The sequence below is a fragment of the Massilia sp. FBCC-B171 genome (assembly GCF_059134155.1).
The window spans coordinates 1,393,160-1,407,266 of record NZ_CP101443.1 but is presented as its reverse complement, the minus strand read 5'-3'; the positions used below and the strand labels follow the sequence as shown (position 1 = coordinate 1,407,266).

The 14,107-nt window shown below is 64.5% G+C and carries 16 protein-coding genes and 1 pseudogene; 10 read left to right on the top strand and 7 right to left on the bottom strand.

Annotated elements, in window-relative coordinates; translation table 11 throughout:
• Window positions 1–21 precede the first annotated feature (21 nt).
• Window positions 22–1,335: an amino-acid N-acetyltransferase gene (gene argA / locus NMB41_RS06400; protein WP_494381639.1), complete on the top strand. Its 1,314-nt coding sequence runs from the start codon at window positions 22–24 to the stop codon at window positions 1,333–1,335.
• Between the two features lie 35 nt (window positions 1,336–1,370).
• Window positions 1,371–1,643 carry an oxidative damage protection protein gene (locus tag NMB41_RS06395; RefSeq protein ID WP_494381638.1) on the top strand — a complete coding sequence of 91 codons (273 nt, stop codon included), beginning with the start codon at window positions 1,371–1,373 and terminating at the stop codon, window positions 1,641–1,643.
• Between the two features lie 356 nt (window positions 1,644–1,999).
• Here NMB41_RS06395 and NMB41_RS06390 read toward each other — a convergent pair.
• Together NMB41_RS06390 and NMB41_RS06385 are read right to left on the bottom strand one after the other, a co-directional pair.
• A pseudogene (locus NMB41_RS06390) lies at window positions 2,000–3,045 on the bottom strand (IS110 family RNA-guided transposase).
• Window positions 3,046–3,189: 144 nt separating this feature from the next.
• On the bottom strand, window positions 3,190–4,491 hold the full coding sequence (locus NMB41_RS06385; protein WP_494381637.1) for an RNA-guided endonuclease InsQ/TnpB family protein: 1,302 nt from the start codon (window positions 4,489–4,491) through the stop codon (window positions 3,190–3,192).
• 242 nt (window positions 4,492–4,733) lie between these two features.
• On the opposite strand from NMB41_RS06385, the gene NMB41_RS06380 reads away from it, so the two are divergent.
• On the top strand, window positions 4,734–5,549 hold the full coding sequence (locus NMB41_RS06380) for a DUF817 domain-containing protein (RefSeq protein WP_494382798.1): 816 nt from the start codon (window positions 4,734–4,736) through the stop codon (window positions 5,547–5,549).
• A 195-nt stretch (window positions 5,550–5,744) separates the two neighbouring features.
• Here the strand turns inward: NMB41_RS06380 and NMB41_RS06375 are convergent, their stop codons facing one another.
• Window positions 5,745–6,152, bottom strand: coding sequence for a hypothetical protein (locus tag NMB41_RS06375; RefSeq protein ID WP_494381636.1), 408 nt, complete (start codon window positions 6,150–6,152; stop codon window positions 5,745–5,747).
• A gap of 130 nt (window positions 6,153–6,282) precedes the next feature.
• On the opposite strand from NMB41_RS06375, the gene arfB reads away from it, so the two are divergent.
• The gene (gene arfB, locus NMB41_RS06370) at window positions 6,283–6,681 is read left to right on the top strand and encodes an alternative ribosome rescue aminoacyl-tRNA hydrolase ArfB (RefSeq protein ID WP_494381635.1); all 399 of its coding nucleotides are present in this window, start codon (window positions 6,283–6,285) and stop codon (window positions 6,679–6,681) included.
• Here the strand turns inward: arfB and NMB41_RS06365 are convergent.
• Both NMB41_RS06365 and NMB41_RS06360 read right to left on the bottom strand, forming a co-directional pair.
• Window positions 6,671–7,192, bottom strand: coding sequence for a hypothetical protein (locus tag NMB41_RS06365; protein ID WP_494381634.1), 522 nt, complete (start codon window positions 7,190–7,192; stop codon window positions 6,671–6,673). The genes arfB and NMB41_RS06365 overlap by 11 nt on opposite strands.
• A 184-nt stretch (window positions 7,193–7,376) precedes the next feature.
• Window positions 7,377–8,156: a hypothetical protein gene (locus NMB41_RS06360; protein ID WP_494381633.1), complete on the bottom strand. Its 780-nt coding sequence runs from the start codon at window positions 8,154–8,156 to the stop codon at window positions 7,377–7,379.
• On the opposite strand from NMB41_RS06360, the gene NMB41_RS06355 reads away from it, so the two are divergent.
• Window positions 8,104–8,619: a DUF2325 domain-containing protein gene (locus NMB41_RS06355; protein ID WP_494381632.1), complete on the top strand. Its 516-nt coding sequence runs from the start codon at window positions 8,104–8,106 to the stop codon at window positions 8,617–8,619. The genes NMB41_RS06360 and NMB41_RS06355 overlap by 53 nt on opposite strands.
• 34 nt (window positions 8,620–8,653) lie before the next feature.
• Here NMB41_RS06355 and NMB41_RS06350 read toward each other — a convergent pair whose 3' ends face one another.
• Both NMB41_RS06350 and rpiA read right to left on the bottom strand, forming a co-directional pair.
• Window positions 8,654–8,986, bottom strand: a complete 333-nt coding sequence (locus tag NMB41_RS06350) for a hypothetical protein (RefSeq protein WP_494381631.1) — start codon at window positions 8,984–8,986, stop codon at window positions 8,654–8,656.
• Between the two features lie 13 nt (window positions 8,987–8,999).
• On the bottom strand, window positions 9,000–9,677 hold the full coding sequence (gene rpiA, locus NMB41_RS06345) for a ribose-5-phosphate isomerase RpiA (protein ID WP_494381630.1): 678 nt from the start codon (window positions 9,675–9,677) through the stop codon (window positions 9,000–9,002).
• Window positions 9,678–9,874: 197 nt separating this feature from the next.
• On the opposite strand from rpiA, the gene NMB41_RS06340 reads away from it, so the two are divergent.
• The 5 genes from NMB41_RS06340 to NMB41_RS06320 are packed head-to-tail and all read left to right on the top strand — an operon-like array spanning window position 9,875 to window position 14,105.
• Complete coding sequence (locus tag NMB41_RS06340) at window positions 9,875–11,086, top strand: efflux RND transporter periplasmic adaptor subunit (RefSeq protein WP_494381629.1); 1,212 nt, start codon at window positions 9,875–9,877, stop codon at window positions 11,084–11,086.
• The gene (locus NMB41_RS06335; protein WP_494381628.1) at window positions 11,086–11,847 is read left to right on the top strand and encodes an ABC transporter ATP-binding protein; all 762 of its coding nucleotides are present in this window, start codon (window positions 11,086–11,088) and stop codon (window positions 11,845–11,847) included. Before NMB41_RS06340 ends, NMB41_RS06335 begins: the two co-directional genes overlap by 1 nt.
• The gene (locus NMB41_RS06330; protein ID WP_494381627.1) at window positions 11,844–13,067 is read left to right on the top strand and encodes an ABC transporter permease; all 1,224 of its coding nucleotides are present in this window, start codon (window positions 11,844–11,846) and stop codon (window positions 13,065–13,067) included. Before NMB41_RS06335 ends, NMB41_RS06330 begins: the two co-directional genes overlap by 4 nt.
• The gene (locus NMB41_RS06325; protein WP_494381626.1) at window positions 13,060–13,182 is read left to right on the top strand and encodes a hypothetical protein; all 123 of its coding nucleotides are present in this window, start codon (window positions 13,060–13,062) and stop codon (window positions 13,180–13,182) included. The genes NMB41_RS06330 and NMB41_RS06325 overlap by 8 nt, the downstream gene beginning before the upstream one ends.
• Window positions 13,183–13,202: 20 nt before the next feature.
• A complete protein-coding gene (locus tag NMB41_RS06320; protein WP_494381625.1) occupies window positions 13,203–14,105 on the top strand; it encodes an alpha/beta fold hydrolase in 903 nt (300 codons plus the stop codon).
• Window positions 14,106–14,107: the final 2 nt, after the last annotated feature.

Here is a 14,107-nt window from a genome sequence, read left to right as displayed (position 1 = left end):
CAGCGAATTATAATGCGGCAAATGGAAAACCCTACCCAATTCGTCCAGTGGCTGCGCTCTGTCGCGCCGTATATTCATGCCTTTGGCGGCAAGACGTTTGTCGTTGCCTTCCCCGGCGAACTGGTCGCCGCCGGCGCCTTGCCGGTCCTGGCGCAAGACTTGTCCCTGCTGGTCGCACTCGGCATCCGCATCGTGCTGGTGCACGGCTCGCGTCCGCAGGTGGCCGAACAGCTTGAGCTGCGTAACGTCGAGGGACGCTTCCACAACGGCGTTCGCATCACCGACCCGGCTGCGATGGAGTGCGCCAAGGAAGCGGCCGGCGAACTGCGCCTCGATATCGAAGCGGCCTTCAGCCAGGGTTTGCCGAACACGCCGATGTCGCACGCGCAGATCAGCATCGTCTCGGGTAACTTCGTCGTCGCCCGCCCGCTCGGCGTGATCGACGGCGTCGATTTCGAACTCACGGGCGTCACCCGTAAGATCTCGGCCGAGAAGATCGCCCCGATGCTGGCCTTCGAAGACAACCTGGTGCTGCTCTCGCCGCTGGGCTTCTCGCCGACCGGCGAAGTATTCAACCTGACGATGGAAGACGTGGCCGCCGCCGCCGCGATCGCCCTGCACGCCGACAAGCTTATCTACATCACCGAAACGCCGATGATGTCGGACGCCGCCGGCGAGGAGATCCGCGAACTGTCCTCGCACCAGGCCGAGGCCGTGCTGCAGGCGAACTTCCTGCCGCCGGACGCCGCTTTTTATCTGCGCCACGCGATCAAGGCCTGCAACAGCGGCGTCGACCGCGCCCACATCGTGCCCTTCGAGATGGACGGCTCGGCCCTGTTGGAGCTGTTCACCCACGATGGCGTGGGCACGATGATCAGCCACGAGAACCTGGAAAGCCTGCGTATCGCCACAATTGAGGACGTCGGCGGAATTATCAAGCTGATCGAACCTCTGGAAGCGGACGGCACCCTGGTTTACCGTGGGCGCGAGCTGATCGAGCGCGAAATCGAGCTGTTCTCGGTCATCGAACACGATGGCGTGATTTTTGGGTGCGCCGCGCTGTACCCCTTCCCGGACGAGAAAATGGGCGAGATGGCCTGCCTGACGGTGAACCCGGACGTGCAGGCCCAGGGCGACGGCGAGCGGATTCTCAAACACATGGAAAACCGCGCGCGCGCCGCCGGATTGACCAAACTGTTCGTGCTGACCACGCGCACCGCGCACTGGTTCAAGAAGCGCGGCTTCCGGCCAGCGACCGTGGACGACCTGCCGAAGGACCGCCAGCACATGTATAACTGGCAGCGCAAATCACAGATCTTCATCAAGACTTTATAATCTTGGTTTTACCTCATACCGAATCAGGAGCACTCATGGCCCGCACCATCCACTGCATCAAACTGAACAAGGAAGCCGAAGGCCTGGATTTCCCACCCGTCCCGGGCGAAATGGGCAAGAAGCTCTACCTGTCGGTCTCGAAAGAAGCCTGGCAGGCATGGCTCAAGCACCAGACCATGCTGATCAACGAAAACCGCCTGAACCTGGCGGACGACCGCGCGCGCAAATACCTGGCGACCCAGCTGGAGAAGCATTTCTTCGGCGACGGCGCCGACCAGGCAATGGGTTACGTGCCGCCGGCGCAGTAAAAATGTCGGGTGGGCGCCCCGTGCCCACCCGCCCTTCAGCAGCACTGCTATCAAAAACGTGCGCAAAAGTACGCACCGCTCTCTTCCTGCCCCGAACCGTCTATATGGACGCCCCCCCTTTTGCAAGGTATTTTCAGCTTTGTTCAGACGAGGAAAGTCGCAGTTCTATATCCGGCCTTGCACGGCGGACGCCGCTGGCCCCGATGAAATCCGCTGACCCACGCCTCATTCCTGCTGCGGGCTGTTAGCCCAGACGGTTCGTCAGGCTTGATGGGTCCCGGTCTAACCTGTCTGTCATCGCTGTCTACACCTGTCGCAACTGGTGACGTGCCATCCTTTCAAAAAATCGATTCGTCTCACGTCGTTGCCGCTGCCTGCGGCATCGAGCTGACATATTCCTTGTCGTACTTGCGCCCGTGGGCCAGCATCGCCCAGATCGTGCGCGCGATCTTGTTGGCCACGGCCACGACGACCACGTTGTATGGCCGTCGCGCGCTGATCTGCTGCAGCCACGGACTCGGTGTTTTGCTGTGCTCGACCACCGACCGCGCGCCGTTTATGATCATCCTGCGCAGGTAGGTGTCGCCACGCTTGCTCATGCCCAGCAACTTCACCTTGCCCCGCTCCCGGTCTGGCCAGGTATCAGGCCGACATAGGCCGCAAACTCACGGCCAGACCGGAACGCCTTGGCGTCGCCCATGGTGGCCACCGCCGCGGTAGCGGTGATCAAGCCGACACCTGGGATGTCGGCGATGGCCTTCGCGGCGGAGTCCTGGCGCATCCATCCCTGCAACGATCGCTCGATATTGGCCATCCGCTCGTCCAGCCGGGCCACTTCGTTCCACTGGTCGCGCAGCGCATCGATCAGCGGCGCCGGCAGCCGTTCCGCCAGCCGTTCGAGCGCCTCTTTTATGCCCTCGTCGAACGATTTTCGTCCCTTCCCGAACACTTCGCCGTATTCCGCCAGCAGGCCGCGCAACGCGTTGATCGTCGCCGTACGCGCCTTCACCAGGCCTTCGCGGATGCGGTGCAGTGCCAGGATCGCCTGTTGGCCTTCGGTCTTGACCGCCACAGCTTTTATGCCCGGCTGCTGCACGGCCAGGTAGATTGCATAAACGTCGGCCGCGTCGTTCTTGTTCCCGCAGACGAACGCCTTGACCATTTTGCCGCCCATCAGCTTCACTTCGTGTCCCATCTACTGGAGCTGGCGCGCCCAATGCTGGGACCCGCCGCATGCTTCCATCCCGATCAGGCAGGGCGCGCGGTTGGCGAACCACTCCAGGAACTTTGCGCGCTTGATCTGCTTGTTGAACACCTCCCCGGTCCCCTTGTCTACCGTGTACACCTGGAACACGTTCTTGGCGATGTCGACACCGACCACCTGCTTGTCCGTCGCTTTCATGATCTGGCCCCTCCGGCTCAACGGCATAGCGGAATGCTTCCCCTGGAACAGCTTCAGATACCACCGGCTGCCGGTGGTTCACCCGTCAGCCAAACCTACCGACTCGCGGACTTCGCCTATGCGGTAGAGGTGGGGGCGTCCATTTCATTCCTGCTGACCGTGTTCGTGCCTGACAGGCGTGACTTTCCCGCCTGCTGCCGGAACCATTCCGGCAGCAGTGCCCGGCGTTGCCGCCGGACTCGCCACGGGTAGCGCAGTGCGCGCCGCAAGGGCGCCGGTTGCGAGCCGTTGTAGATTGATGGCCGCGTTCACATCACGGTCGTGCCGTACGCCGCAACTGCAGGTCCACGCGCGTTCGGCTAAGGCCAGCAAACCATTCTTCCGACCGCAGGCGCAGCACAGCTTGCTGGACGGATACCAGCGGTCGGCCAGCACGATCACCGTGCCGTAGCGTCGGGCCTTGTACTGCAACTGGCGCCGGATCTCATGAAAGCCGACATCGGCAATGCTGCGCGCCAGGCGCGCATTGGCCAGCATCCCCTTGACGTGCAGATCCTCGATCGCCACTGCCTGGTTTTCGCGGCAGAGCCGTGTGGTGAGCTTGTGAATAAAATCCGCGCGCACCCGGGCGATGCGAGCATGCAGGCGTGCGAGACTACGCGCGCCTTTGGTCTGGTTGATGGATCTCGACAGGCGTGTTCCCTTCGGAATGGCGCCGACGAACCCTGCAGCGGCCTTGGCCGCTTTCATTTTCCGCGACTGGCGGCGCGAACGAATGCGCAGGCGGCGCAGTGCCGAGCGCAGGAGGCGTGGCGCAGCGATCTTCTCGCCCGTGCTCAGCGTGGCTGCGACGGCTACGCCCAGGTCGATGCCGACCATGTCGTGGCCAGTTCTTCGCCGTAGCGCGACCCCATCGGGCACCTCGACCTGGACCGCGAGAAACCAGCGGCCGGCCTCGTGCGAGACGGTGGCGCCCATGATCTTTCCCGGAAAGCGCAGCACCTCGGCCAGCGCCACCCGCCCGACCTTCGGCAGGACAGCGCTCTTGCCCTCAACGCGGAGCTTGTCATTGGCAATGTAGAAGCTGTCGCGGGAGCGGCCTTTCTTCTTGAAGCGAGGCGGGTGCGCCGGTTGGCCAGCCTTGCGCGCGGCGAAAAAGCGGGTCCATGCATTGGCCAGGTGCGCGAACGGTTGCGAGTGGGCGTCGCGGTGAATCGTGCGTAGCCAGGGCTGGCCCTCGCTATCGAGCCAGTCGGGGTGAGCATACTTGATTGCATTGAACTGCTTTTTCAATGCCATCGCGTTGGGCCGCAGGTTAGCGGCAATCTGCCGTTGCCACTCGGCCAGGGCCCAGTTCCAGACCCGGCGTGCGGTCCCTGCCGCGCGTGCGAAGTATTCGCACTGTTCCAAAGTGGCAGCGAGGCGGATGCGATGGGACAGGAGCATGTCGGGGTGGCGTCGGTGAATCGATGTTCGACTACCGCGGGCGCAGACGGTTCGACCGCAGCTGGAATAGTTTGTGTACCTTCAAACCACTTTCGAGCACCTTTGAGCACGTCCTTGGCGACCAGAGTCTAGCTCCCTGTCCGGTTTCGGCCGGCGCCGCGGAGCTCGTCGTAAAATGGACGCGCCCACTACCCGGCCTGGAAAAGAACATGAACATGCTAGCCGCCTTCGACAACCTGCTGATGGACGGCCGCCCGCGCGAGCTTGGCCGCCTGCGGCGCGGCCTGATCGAATTCCTGTATTTCGGCTTCAAGAACGCGCGCTCCTGCCTGTTCGTCTTCACCTTCATGGCCACCGTGCTTGTGATGCCGCGCGCCGGGATCCTCGGCATCCCACGCTACGACGTGCTGCTGATCGTCGCCCTCGGCATCCAGTGCTGGATGGTGTATGCGAAGCTGGAAACCTGGGACGAACTCAAGGCCGTCTGCCTGTTCCACATGGTCGGCTTTGCGCTCGAGGCCTTCAAGGTCTCCGGCAGCATCCAGTCCTGGAGCTACCCGGACTTCGCTTATACCAAGGTCTTCGGCGTGCCGCTGTTCGCCGGCTTCATGTACGCCTCGGTGGGCAGCTATATCGTGCAGGCCTGGCGCATGTTCGACCTGCGCATCCGCCACCATCCGCCCTACTGGATGGCGGCGCTGATCGCGGCCCTCATCTACGCCAACTTCTTCACCCACCACTATATCGGCGACTACCGCTGGTACCTGGCGGCCTGCGCGCTGGGCCTGTATTCGCGCACGGTCGTCATCTACCGGCCGCTCGACCGCGACCGCCAGATGCCGCTGATGCTGGGTTTTGTCCTGATCGGCTTTTTCATCTGGCTGGCCGAAAACATGAGCACCTTCTGGGGCGTGTGGCGCTATCCGAACCAGCTCGGCGCCTGGTCGATCGTCCACATCAGCAAATGGAGCTCGTGGTCGCTGCTGGTCATCATGACGTTTACCATTGTCGCCAGCCTCAAACACATCAAAAGCAAGATCCACATCGCCGAGGCATGACCATGACCAGACCACGCAGCAAGGCATTCACCGTCGCAAAATGGGTGTTGATTGTGCTGGCCACCTTATTCGTGGTCACGCGCATCATCCGCTTCTTCCTGCAATAAACAACGACAACCCGCGCACCATGAAGGTGGGCGGGTTGTCGGGAACTGCTGGCCGGGCCTGACTACGCAGGCCCGGCCTCGACTTGCATTACTTCGAGGCGTCCTGCATCTTTTCGCCAGCGCGCTCCAGGCCCTTGCCGGCCTTGTCGGTGACATTGGCGGCGCCCTGCTTGACTTCAGCTGCGGCTTCGCGCGATTCCTGGCGCACTTCGGCGCCGGCTTCCTTCATGTTCGCGGCAGCGCGGTCGGTGGCGGCATCGACGTTGGCAGCGGCACGCTCGGCGCCCGCTTCGACGTTCTCGGCAGCGCGCTCGGTCGCAGCGCCGACAGCGGCGCCGGCTTCACGCGTTTCCTGGGCTGCGTTTGCAGCGGTGTTGTCGATGGCCTTGCCGGCTTCCTGCGCAGGGCCGGTCGATGGATCGTTGTCGGCTTTTTTGCAACCGGTGGCGAGGACGGCAACGGCGAGCATCAGTGCGGAAATGGTGGTCTTGTTCATGAGGGGGCTCCTTATCAATTTGTTATTACAAGAATACACCTTTCCATCAATACAGCGCACACGTTACAGTTGTTACAAATACACGCCTTTTTCCGGCATGATGGAGGCCCTGAAGCAGCTGGAAACAGAAGTGACACCCCAGATCAATCCCTCCGAAGTCGAATTCATCGCCATCCGCGCCCAGGGCCCCGGCGGCCAGAACGTCAACAAGGTCTCGTGCGCCGTGCACGCGCGTTTCGACATCAAGGCCTCGTCGCTGCCGGAATACGTCAAGGAGCGCATGCTCGAGATGCGCGACACCCGCATCACGCGCGACGGCGTGCTGGTGCTGAAAGCGCAGCAATCGCGCAGCCTGGAGCAGAACAAGGACGACGCCCTGCAGCGCTTGCAGGCCTTGATCGCGCAGGTGGCCGAGGTGCAGGTCGTGCGCCGCGCCACGAAGCCGACACGCGGCTCGCAGCGGCGCCGGCTCGACGAAAAGACGCGCAGCGGCCAGATCAAGGCGCTGCGCGGGCGGGTCAGCGAATAGCCAGTTCCCGCAACACGCTGCCCTGCATGGCCAACAGCGCGAGATAGCCGACCAGCTCGGCAAGTTCTTCATAGGCGTCGGCCTGGTCGAATATGAATCCTGTGACCGGACGCAGATGCCCTTCGGCGAACGTGGACGCGTAGCCGACGACAACCACCAAGACCAGGATGCCCCAGGGGAAACGGCGGCGCACGATCAGGTCCTTGATGAGGCGGCCGAGCCGATGGCGCCAGGCCAGCATCAGCAGGCCCCCCAGCACCGCGCCGGCAAACGGCCCCACCAGCGGCCGGTACCACAGGATGCGCGAGGCGTAGACCGGGCCATCCTTGTCGAAGCCGATTGCCGGCAGGAATACCGCGCCCCAGCTGCACTCGCGCCCCGCCAGCAGGAGCCAGACCGGCACCGCGCAGGCGGCCAGTACCGCGGCAGGACCGGGACGCAGGCGGCGCCATGCCAGCAGCGCCCACAGCGCGCCGGCCAGCAGCAAGGCCACCTGAATATTCTCGAGCATGCCGTTTTCCCAGGCCCATGCCGGCGGCATGCGCTGCGACAGTGGATAGCAGGCAAGGAAAGCCAGCCATAAGCACCAGGCAAGCCGTCGTGAAGCCGGAAGTGGGATCGGATCGGTCATTCTGCAATTACCGATGAATGGTCAGTTAGTTGAGGATGCTTTCAAATGACGAATTTCGCTTGCATCAAATCACACCTCGGATAGAATGGTAATGAGAATCATTCTCATTGATGCCCAACTCTAACCCTTGAGGACATGTATGTGCGATAAACACAGCGCGTCCGCGGCCCTTGGCGCCGCGCCGCAAGCTTCGCGCCGCCGGCGCTTGTGGGAGCTCTCCCATACCTGCCACTGCCCGCTGATCGGGGTCGGGGTTTCGATGCAGGGCCTGCGCAAGCTGGCCGAAAAAATCATCGGCGACACCGCGGAGCACGACGATTACGAGCTGCACGTCGGCGTCGTCAACGAATGCATGACGCGCAAGGCGCTGTCCGAAGCCTTGCAGAAAGAGTTCGAGCAGCGTTACGCGCTGGAGCTCGGGCGCTTCCAGAAGGCCCGCACCACGGCTGAAGTCCATGGCTTGTGGAACGAGGCGGTCGCCGCCGGCAACGTCGCCGGCGCCTTCTGGGCCGGCCTGACGCACGCGCGCTGCACCCCGGCACTGGAAGAGCAGATGACGCGCGACATCCACATGGTGCAGCACCAGGCCGGCGCCTGCGCCCGCGTCGACATGGGCAAGTACTGGGCCCTGCTGGCCGAAAACGCCAGGCTGGGGCGCGCGCTGCTCAAGCTGCAGGAGCGCTGCAACGGCCTCACGCAAGACAAGGCCGAGGCCGCGCGCGAACACGACGCGGCGCTGTTGCAGCTGCGCGCGCTGGCGATCGGGAAGGACACCGACATCGGCCAGGCGCGTGCCGAACTGGGCGGCGCTGCGTGCATCGGTGCCGGACCTGGACACGCGCAAGCGTCTCGCCAACCGCCTGGCGCTGGTGGAGGCGCGCGAAGGATCGCTGCGTGCGCAACTGGCCGCGTTAACGCAAGCGCAAGCCGCACCCGCGCCTGCGCCTGCCCTGCCGGAGCCGGCCGCGCCGGCCGAGCCGCCTGGCCAGCCGGTGCGCTTCATGAACCGGAGCATCCTGTGCGTGGGCGGGCGCAGCGGCAGCGTGCCGATCTACCGCAGCATCGTCGAACGCGCCGGCGCCCAGTTCGCGCACCACGACGGCGGCCTGGAAGACAGCAGCGGCATGCTCGATGCAAACCTCGCCGCCGCCGACCTGGTCATCTGCCAGACCGGCTGCATCAGCCATGGCGCCTATTGGCGCGTGAAGGATTATTGCAAGCGCACCGGAACACGCTGCGTCTTCGTCGACAACCCGAGCGCCTCGAACCTGGTGCGCACGCTGCAGGAAGTGGAAACGGCGCCGTGAGGCGCCGTTCGGGAAGTGAGACAGACCGTATCGATTACATTTTGCGGCACTGGCGCAGCTCGCAGCGCGCCATGAACACCTTGCCGTCGCTGCACTGCAGGCGGTAGACCTCGACCGGCCCGGGCTCGGTAATGAGGCCGGCGCCCTGCCCGCTGCAGGCATGCTGGCGCGCCAGCTGCTCGACCGTGCTGGACGACACGCCGACCCGGTAAGGCACGCGTTCGATCGCCACGCCGTTGGCGTCGACCAGCTGGGGCGCCGCTTTCGCCGGCACCGCCGCCTGTTGCGCGGCGGGCCGCTTCGACTTGAACATCGTGCAGCCGCTTGCAGCAGCGGCTACCATTACCAGCGCCAGCAGTGCTTTCATTGACGGTCCCCGATCAGAAGGTCAGTTTCTTGACGCCGTCGGCCATGCCGAGCAGGCAGACGTTGGCGCCGCTGCGCGCAAACAGGCCGACCGCGATCACGCCAACAATGCTGTTGATCTCGGTTTCCAGCGCCACCGGGTCGGCGATCTGCATGCCGGCCACGTCGATGATCTCGCCGCCGTTGTCGGTGATGAAGGGCTGGTCGCTGCCGGCCTTCGTGCGCAGGCGCGGCTGGCCGCCAAGAGCTGCCAGCTTGCGCATCACGGCCGCACGCGCCATCGGAATCACTTCGACCGGCAGCGGGAATTTGCCGAGCGCCGGCACCAGCTTCGAGCCGTCCGCGATGCACACAAAACTCTTCGACACCGAAGCGACGATCTTCTCGCGCGTCAGCGCCGCGCCGCCGCCCTTGATCATCGCGCCCTGCTCGGTGATCTCGTCGGCGCCGTCGATGTAGACGGCGATCGACTCGACCTCGTTCAGGTCAAACACGGGAATGCCGTGGCCGCGCAGGCGCGCCGCGGTGGCTTCCGACGAAGCGACGGTGCCCTTGATGCGGTCCTTGATTTTCGCCAGCTCGTCGATGAAGAAATTGGCCGTCGAGCCGGTGCCCACGCCGATGATTTCGCCGTCGACCACGTAATCGATGGCGGCGCGTGCCACGGCTTGCTTGAGTTCGTCCTGAGTCATGATCTTTGCAATGGAAAAGAGGAATGCCGCCATTTTAGCGGATCGCCACTTCCACCCCGATTATCCCTGCGTCGAAACGGCCACATGCATATCCGAATCCTGCGGATATGTATCCGTTTTAAATTGCGGAGGGGAGAAAAATCACAGACACTTGGTTAATTGCAAATTGGCATCATCCACCTCGGACAGGCGACACGATGAAGATTTTTACCAAAAAACGCGTGCTGGTGGCAGGCGCCCTCCTGATTGCCGGCGCCGGCGCCGTGGCCTGGGCCAAGCTCGGCAGCGAGCCGAAGACGCCGCCGCTGAAATTCCGCGCCAGCGTGGTCGACACCGGCGCCATCACGCACACGGTCACCGCGACCGGCACCATCAATCCGGTGGCGCTGGTGAACGTCGGCTCGCAGGTCTCGGGCACCGTGGTCGAGCTCAAGGCCGACTTCAACGACCGCGTGAAAAAGGGGCAGGTGCTGCTGAAACTCGACCCGACCATCTTCAACGCCCAGGTCGGGCAAGCCCGCGCCAGCGTCGCCTCGGCGCAGGCCTCGAGCCGCCTGGCGCAGGCGAGCTTCGAGCGCAACCAGCAGCTGGTGGCCCAGAACTTCGTCTCGAGCCTGGCGCTCGACCAGTCGCGCCGCGAGCTCGACGTGGCGCGCGCCAACCAGCAGCTGGCCGGCGCCCAGCTCGAACGGGCCCTGGCGGACCTGAACAACAGCGTGATCCGCAGCCCGATCGACGGCGTCATCATCAAGCGCACGATCGACCTGGGGCAGACGGTCGCGGCCTCGTTCAATACGCCGAACCTGTTCCAGATCGCGCAGGACCTGACCAAGATGCAGATCGATACCAGCGTCTCGGAAGCGGACGTCGGCGCCTTGAAGGACGGCTTGCCGGCGCGTTTTGTCGTCGACGCCTACCCGAGCCGCGAGTTCAACGCGACCATGCGCCAGTTCCGCCTGGCGCCGAACGTGGTGCAGAACGTCGTCACCTACAACGTGGTCCTCAACGTCGACAACAAGGACGAACTCCTGAAACCCGGCATGACGGCCCAGGTGCGGCTGGTGGTCGACACCCGGCCAAAGGCCTTGCGCATCCCGACCGCCGCCTTGCGCTTCCGGCTGTCGGAAGAAGAGCAAGAGAAGGAACGCAAGGCGCTGGCCGAGAAGGCTGCGAAGGATCCGGCGCATAACGCCTCCCTGCCGCCGCTTGAGGACGATCTCGCCTTCCGCAGCGCGGGCGAGACCGCGCGCATGTTCAAGGTGTACAAACTCGACGCGAAGAACGAGCCGAAGCCGGTCGACATCCGCATCGGCCTGTCGAACTTCCGCTACACCGAAGTCGTCGGCGGCGACCTGAAAGCCGGCGAGCGCGTGGTCACCCGTGCGCTGACCCCAGCCCAGGACATGTGATGACGGCGGCACTGATCGACGCATTGATCGACATTCGCGCTGTCGAAAAAAGCTATATTTCGGGCAGCGTCGAAACGCCGGTGCTGTTCGGCGTCGACTTGCGGGTCGAGCGCGGCGACTTCATCGCCGTCATGGGCCAGTCGGGCTCCGGCAAGTCGACCCTGATGAACATCCTCGGCTGCCTCGACCAGGCCAGCGGCGGCGACTATTTTCTGAACGGCGCCGACACGCGCGCCCTGACACGCGCACAATTGGCCGAGATCCGCAACCGCACCATCGGCTTCGTGTTCCAGAGTTTCAACCTCATCAAGCGCATGAGCGTGCTCGAGAACGTGGCCCTGCCCCTGATCTATGCGGGCGTGCCGCGCACGCGCGCGCTGGCCAAGGCGATGCAGGAACTCGAACGCGTCGGCCTGGGAGAATTCGGCAAGCGCACGCCGAACCAGCTCTCCGGCGGCCAGCAGCAGCGCGTGGCCATCGCACGCGCCCTGGTGGGCGACCCGCCGCTGATCCTGGCCGACGAGCCGACCGGGAACCTCGACACGCAAACCAGCGACGACATCATGCGCGGCCTGCAGACCCTGAACCGCGAGCGCGGCATCACCATCGTGCTGGTCACGCACGAACCGGACATCGCCGCCTGGAGCCGGCGCCTGGTGCGCCTGAAGGACGGGCGCGTGGTCTACGACGGCCCTGCGCTTGAAGGCCTGCGCCAGCTCGCGGCCAGCCATGAGCATTCAATCGCCGGGAGCGAAGCATGAAGGCCTGGCAGGTGGTCGTGGAAGCGCTGCGCTCGATGGCCGCGAACCGGCTGCGCACGGCGCTGACCATGCTCGGCATCGTGATCGGCATCGCCTCGGTGGTGCTGATGCTGGCCCTGGGCGACACCATGCAGCGCTTCATCAAGAAAGAGATGCAGATGCTCGGCACGAACATGGTCTACGTGATGCCCGGCGGCGACCGCACCCAGGAGCAGCGCAGCCGCAGCGGCGCCGTGCCCTCGCTCACCCTGGCCGATGCCGAAGCCCTGAACCGCCTGCCAACCCTGGCCGGCGCCGCCCCCGCCCTGCAGGGCAGCTTCAAGCTCGCTGCCGGCAACGAGACCGCCGTGAGCATGGTGCATGGCGTGACGCCGGCCATGTTCAAGATTCGCAACTGGAAGATCGACCAGGGCAGCATGTTCACCGACGAGGACGTGCGCGCCGCCTCGCGCATGGTGGTGATCGGCCAGAAAAAGGCCGACCAGTTCTTCTACCGTCAGGACCCGCTCGGACGCTACCTGCGCATCGAGAACGTCGCCTTCCAGGTGATCGGCGTTCTGCAGGGCGAAGGCCGCCAGCTCGACGGCGACGACCTGGCCGAGATGGTGCTGGTCCCGATCACCGCTGCGCGCGCCTACATGGTGCGCGGCTCCTTCCCCGACAACGTCCACTACATCGCCGCGCAGGGCAAGAGCGAAGGCGTGCTGGACGACGCAATTGTAGACATGAAGGAAACCCTGCGCGACCGCCACCGCATCAAGTTCGAGGAACCCGACGACTTCAGGATGCAGAACATGGCGACCTTTGCCGCCACCGCCGGCAAGATCAGCGCGGGCATTGCGGCCCTGCTGGGCGTGATTGGCGGGATCTCGCTCATTGTCGGCGGCATCGGCATCATGAACATCATGCTGGTCTCGGTGACCGAGCGCACGCGCGAGATCGGCATCCGCATGGCCATCGGCGCCAAGCCGCGCGACATCCTGCTGCAGTTCCTGACCGAGGCGGTCATGATCTGCCTGGCCGGGGCGGCGGTGGGGATCGCGATCGCAGCTGGCGGCGCAGCGGCCATTTCGGCGGCGGCCGAATTCGACGTCCGGGTCGGCCTGAGCGCGGTGATCGTGGCCTGCGCCTTTGCCAGCGCCGTCGGCGTGTTCTTCGGCTTCTATCCGGCGCGGCGGGCCTCGCGCCTGCTGCCGGTGGATTGTTTACGGCATGAGTGATACCCGGCCGGAAGATGCGCCGCCGATCACGTTCTGCAGTAAGCTTGGTGTGCGCGCAAGTGCTGCAGGTCGGGCGCGGCACTTCGGCATTGCCGGCATCCGCATCAACGACTAATTATCTCGACAAGGATCAGAATGAGCAAAACGATGTTCTCGCGCCGTGCATTTGCGGCCGGCGTGGTAGCGGTACTTGCAGCCCTCCCCTTGAGCAGCGCCCTGGCCGCCCCCTTCTCGTCGGAGCGCATTACGGTGCGCACCGAGGGCACGGGACCGGACGTGGTATTGATCCCCGGCCTGAACTCCTCGCCGCGTACCTGGTCCTCGACCGTGGATGCGCTGCCGGGCTACCGCTACCACCTCGTGCAGATCTCCGGCTTTGCTGGCCAGCCCACCGGGGCCAACAAGGAAGGCGCGGTAGCAGCGCCCGTGGCCGAAGAAATCGCGCGCTACATCAAGGAGTCGAACCTGAAGCAGCCGGCCGTCATCGGCCACTCGATGGGCGGCACCATCGGCATGATGCTGGCAAGCCGCCACCCCGACACGCTCTCGCGCCTGATGGTGGTCGACATGTTCCCCTTCCTGGGTAGCTTCTTCGCCGGCCCCGGCGCCGCGCCGGCCCGCGTCGAAGCGGTCGCCGACCAGATCGCGGCCGGCATGCGCGCCACGCCGCCCGAGCAGCGTTCGAAACGCGCCAACGACACCATCGCCGGCATGGTCGACACCGAGGCGATGCGCCCGGTGGCCATCAAGGACTCGATGGCCAGCGACCCGGACGTGGGCATTCGCGCCTACCGCGAACTGATCGTCACGAACCTGATTCCGGAACTGCCGAAGATCACGGTGCCGGTCACGGTGCTGTACGTCCAGCCGAAAAGCGTGCCGCTGGCGGCCGAACAGTTCGACGGCGTCTACAAGAGCGCCTACGCGCCGGTCAAGCAGCTGACCCTCAAGCGCATTCCAGACAGCGCCCACTTCATCATGTGGGACCAGCCGCAACGGTTCCGGACCGAAGCGGCCGCATTTTTGTCGGCGAAGTAAAA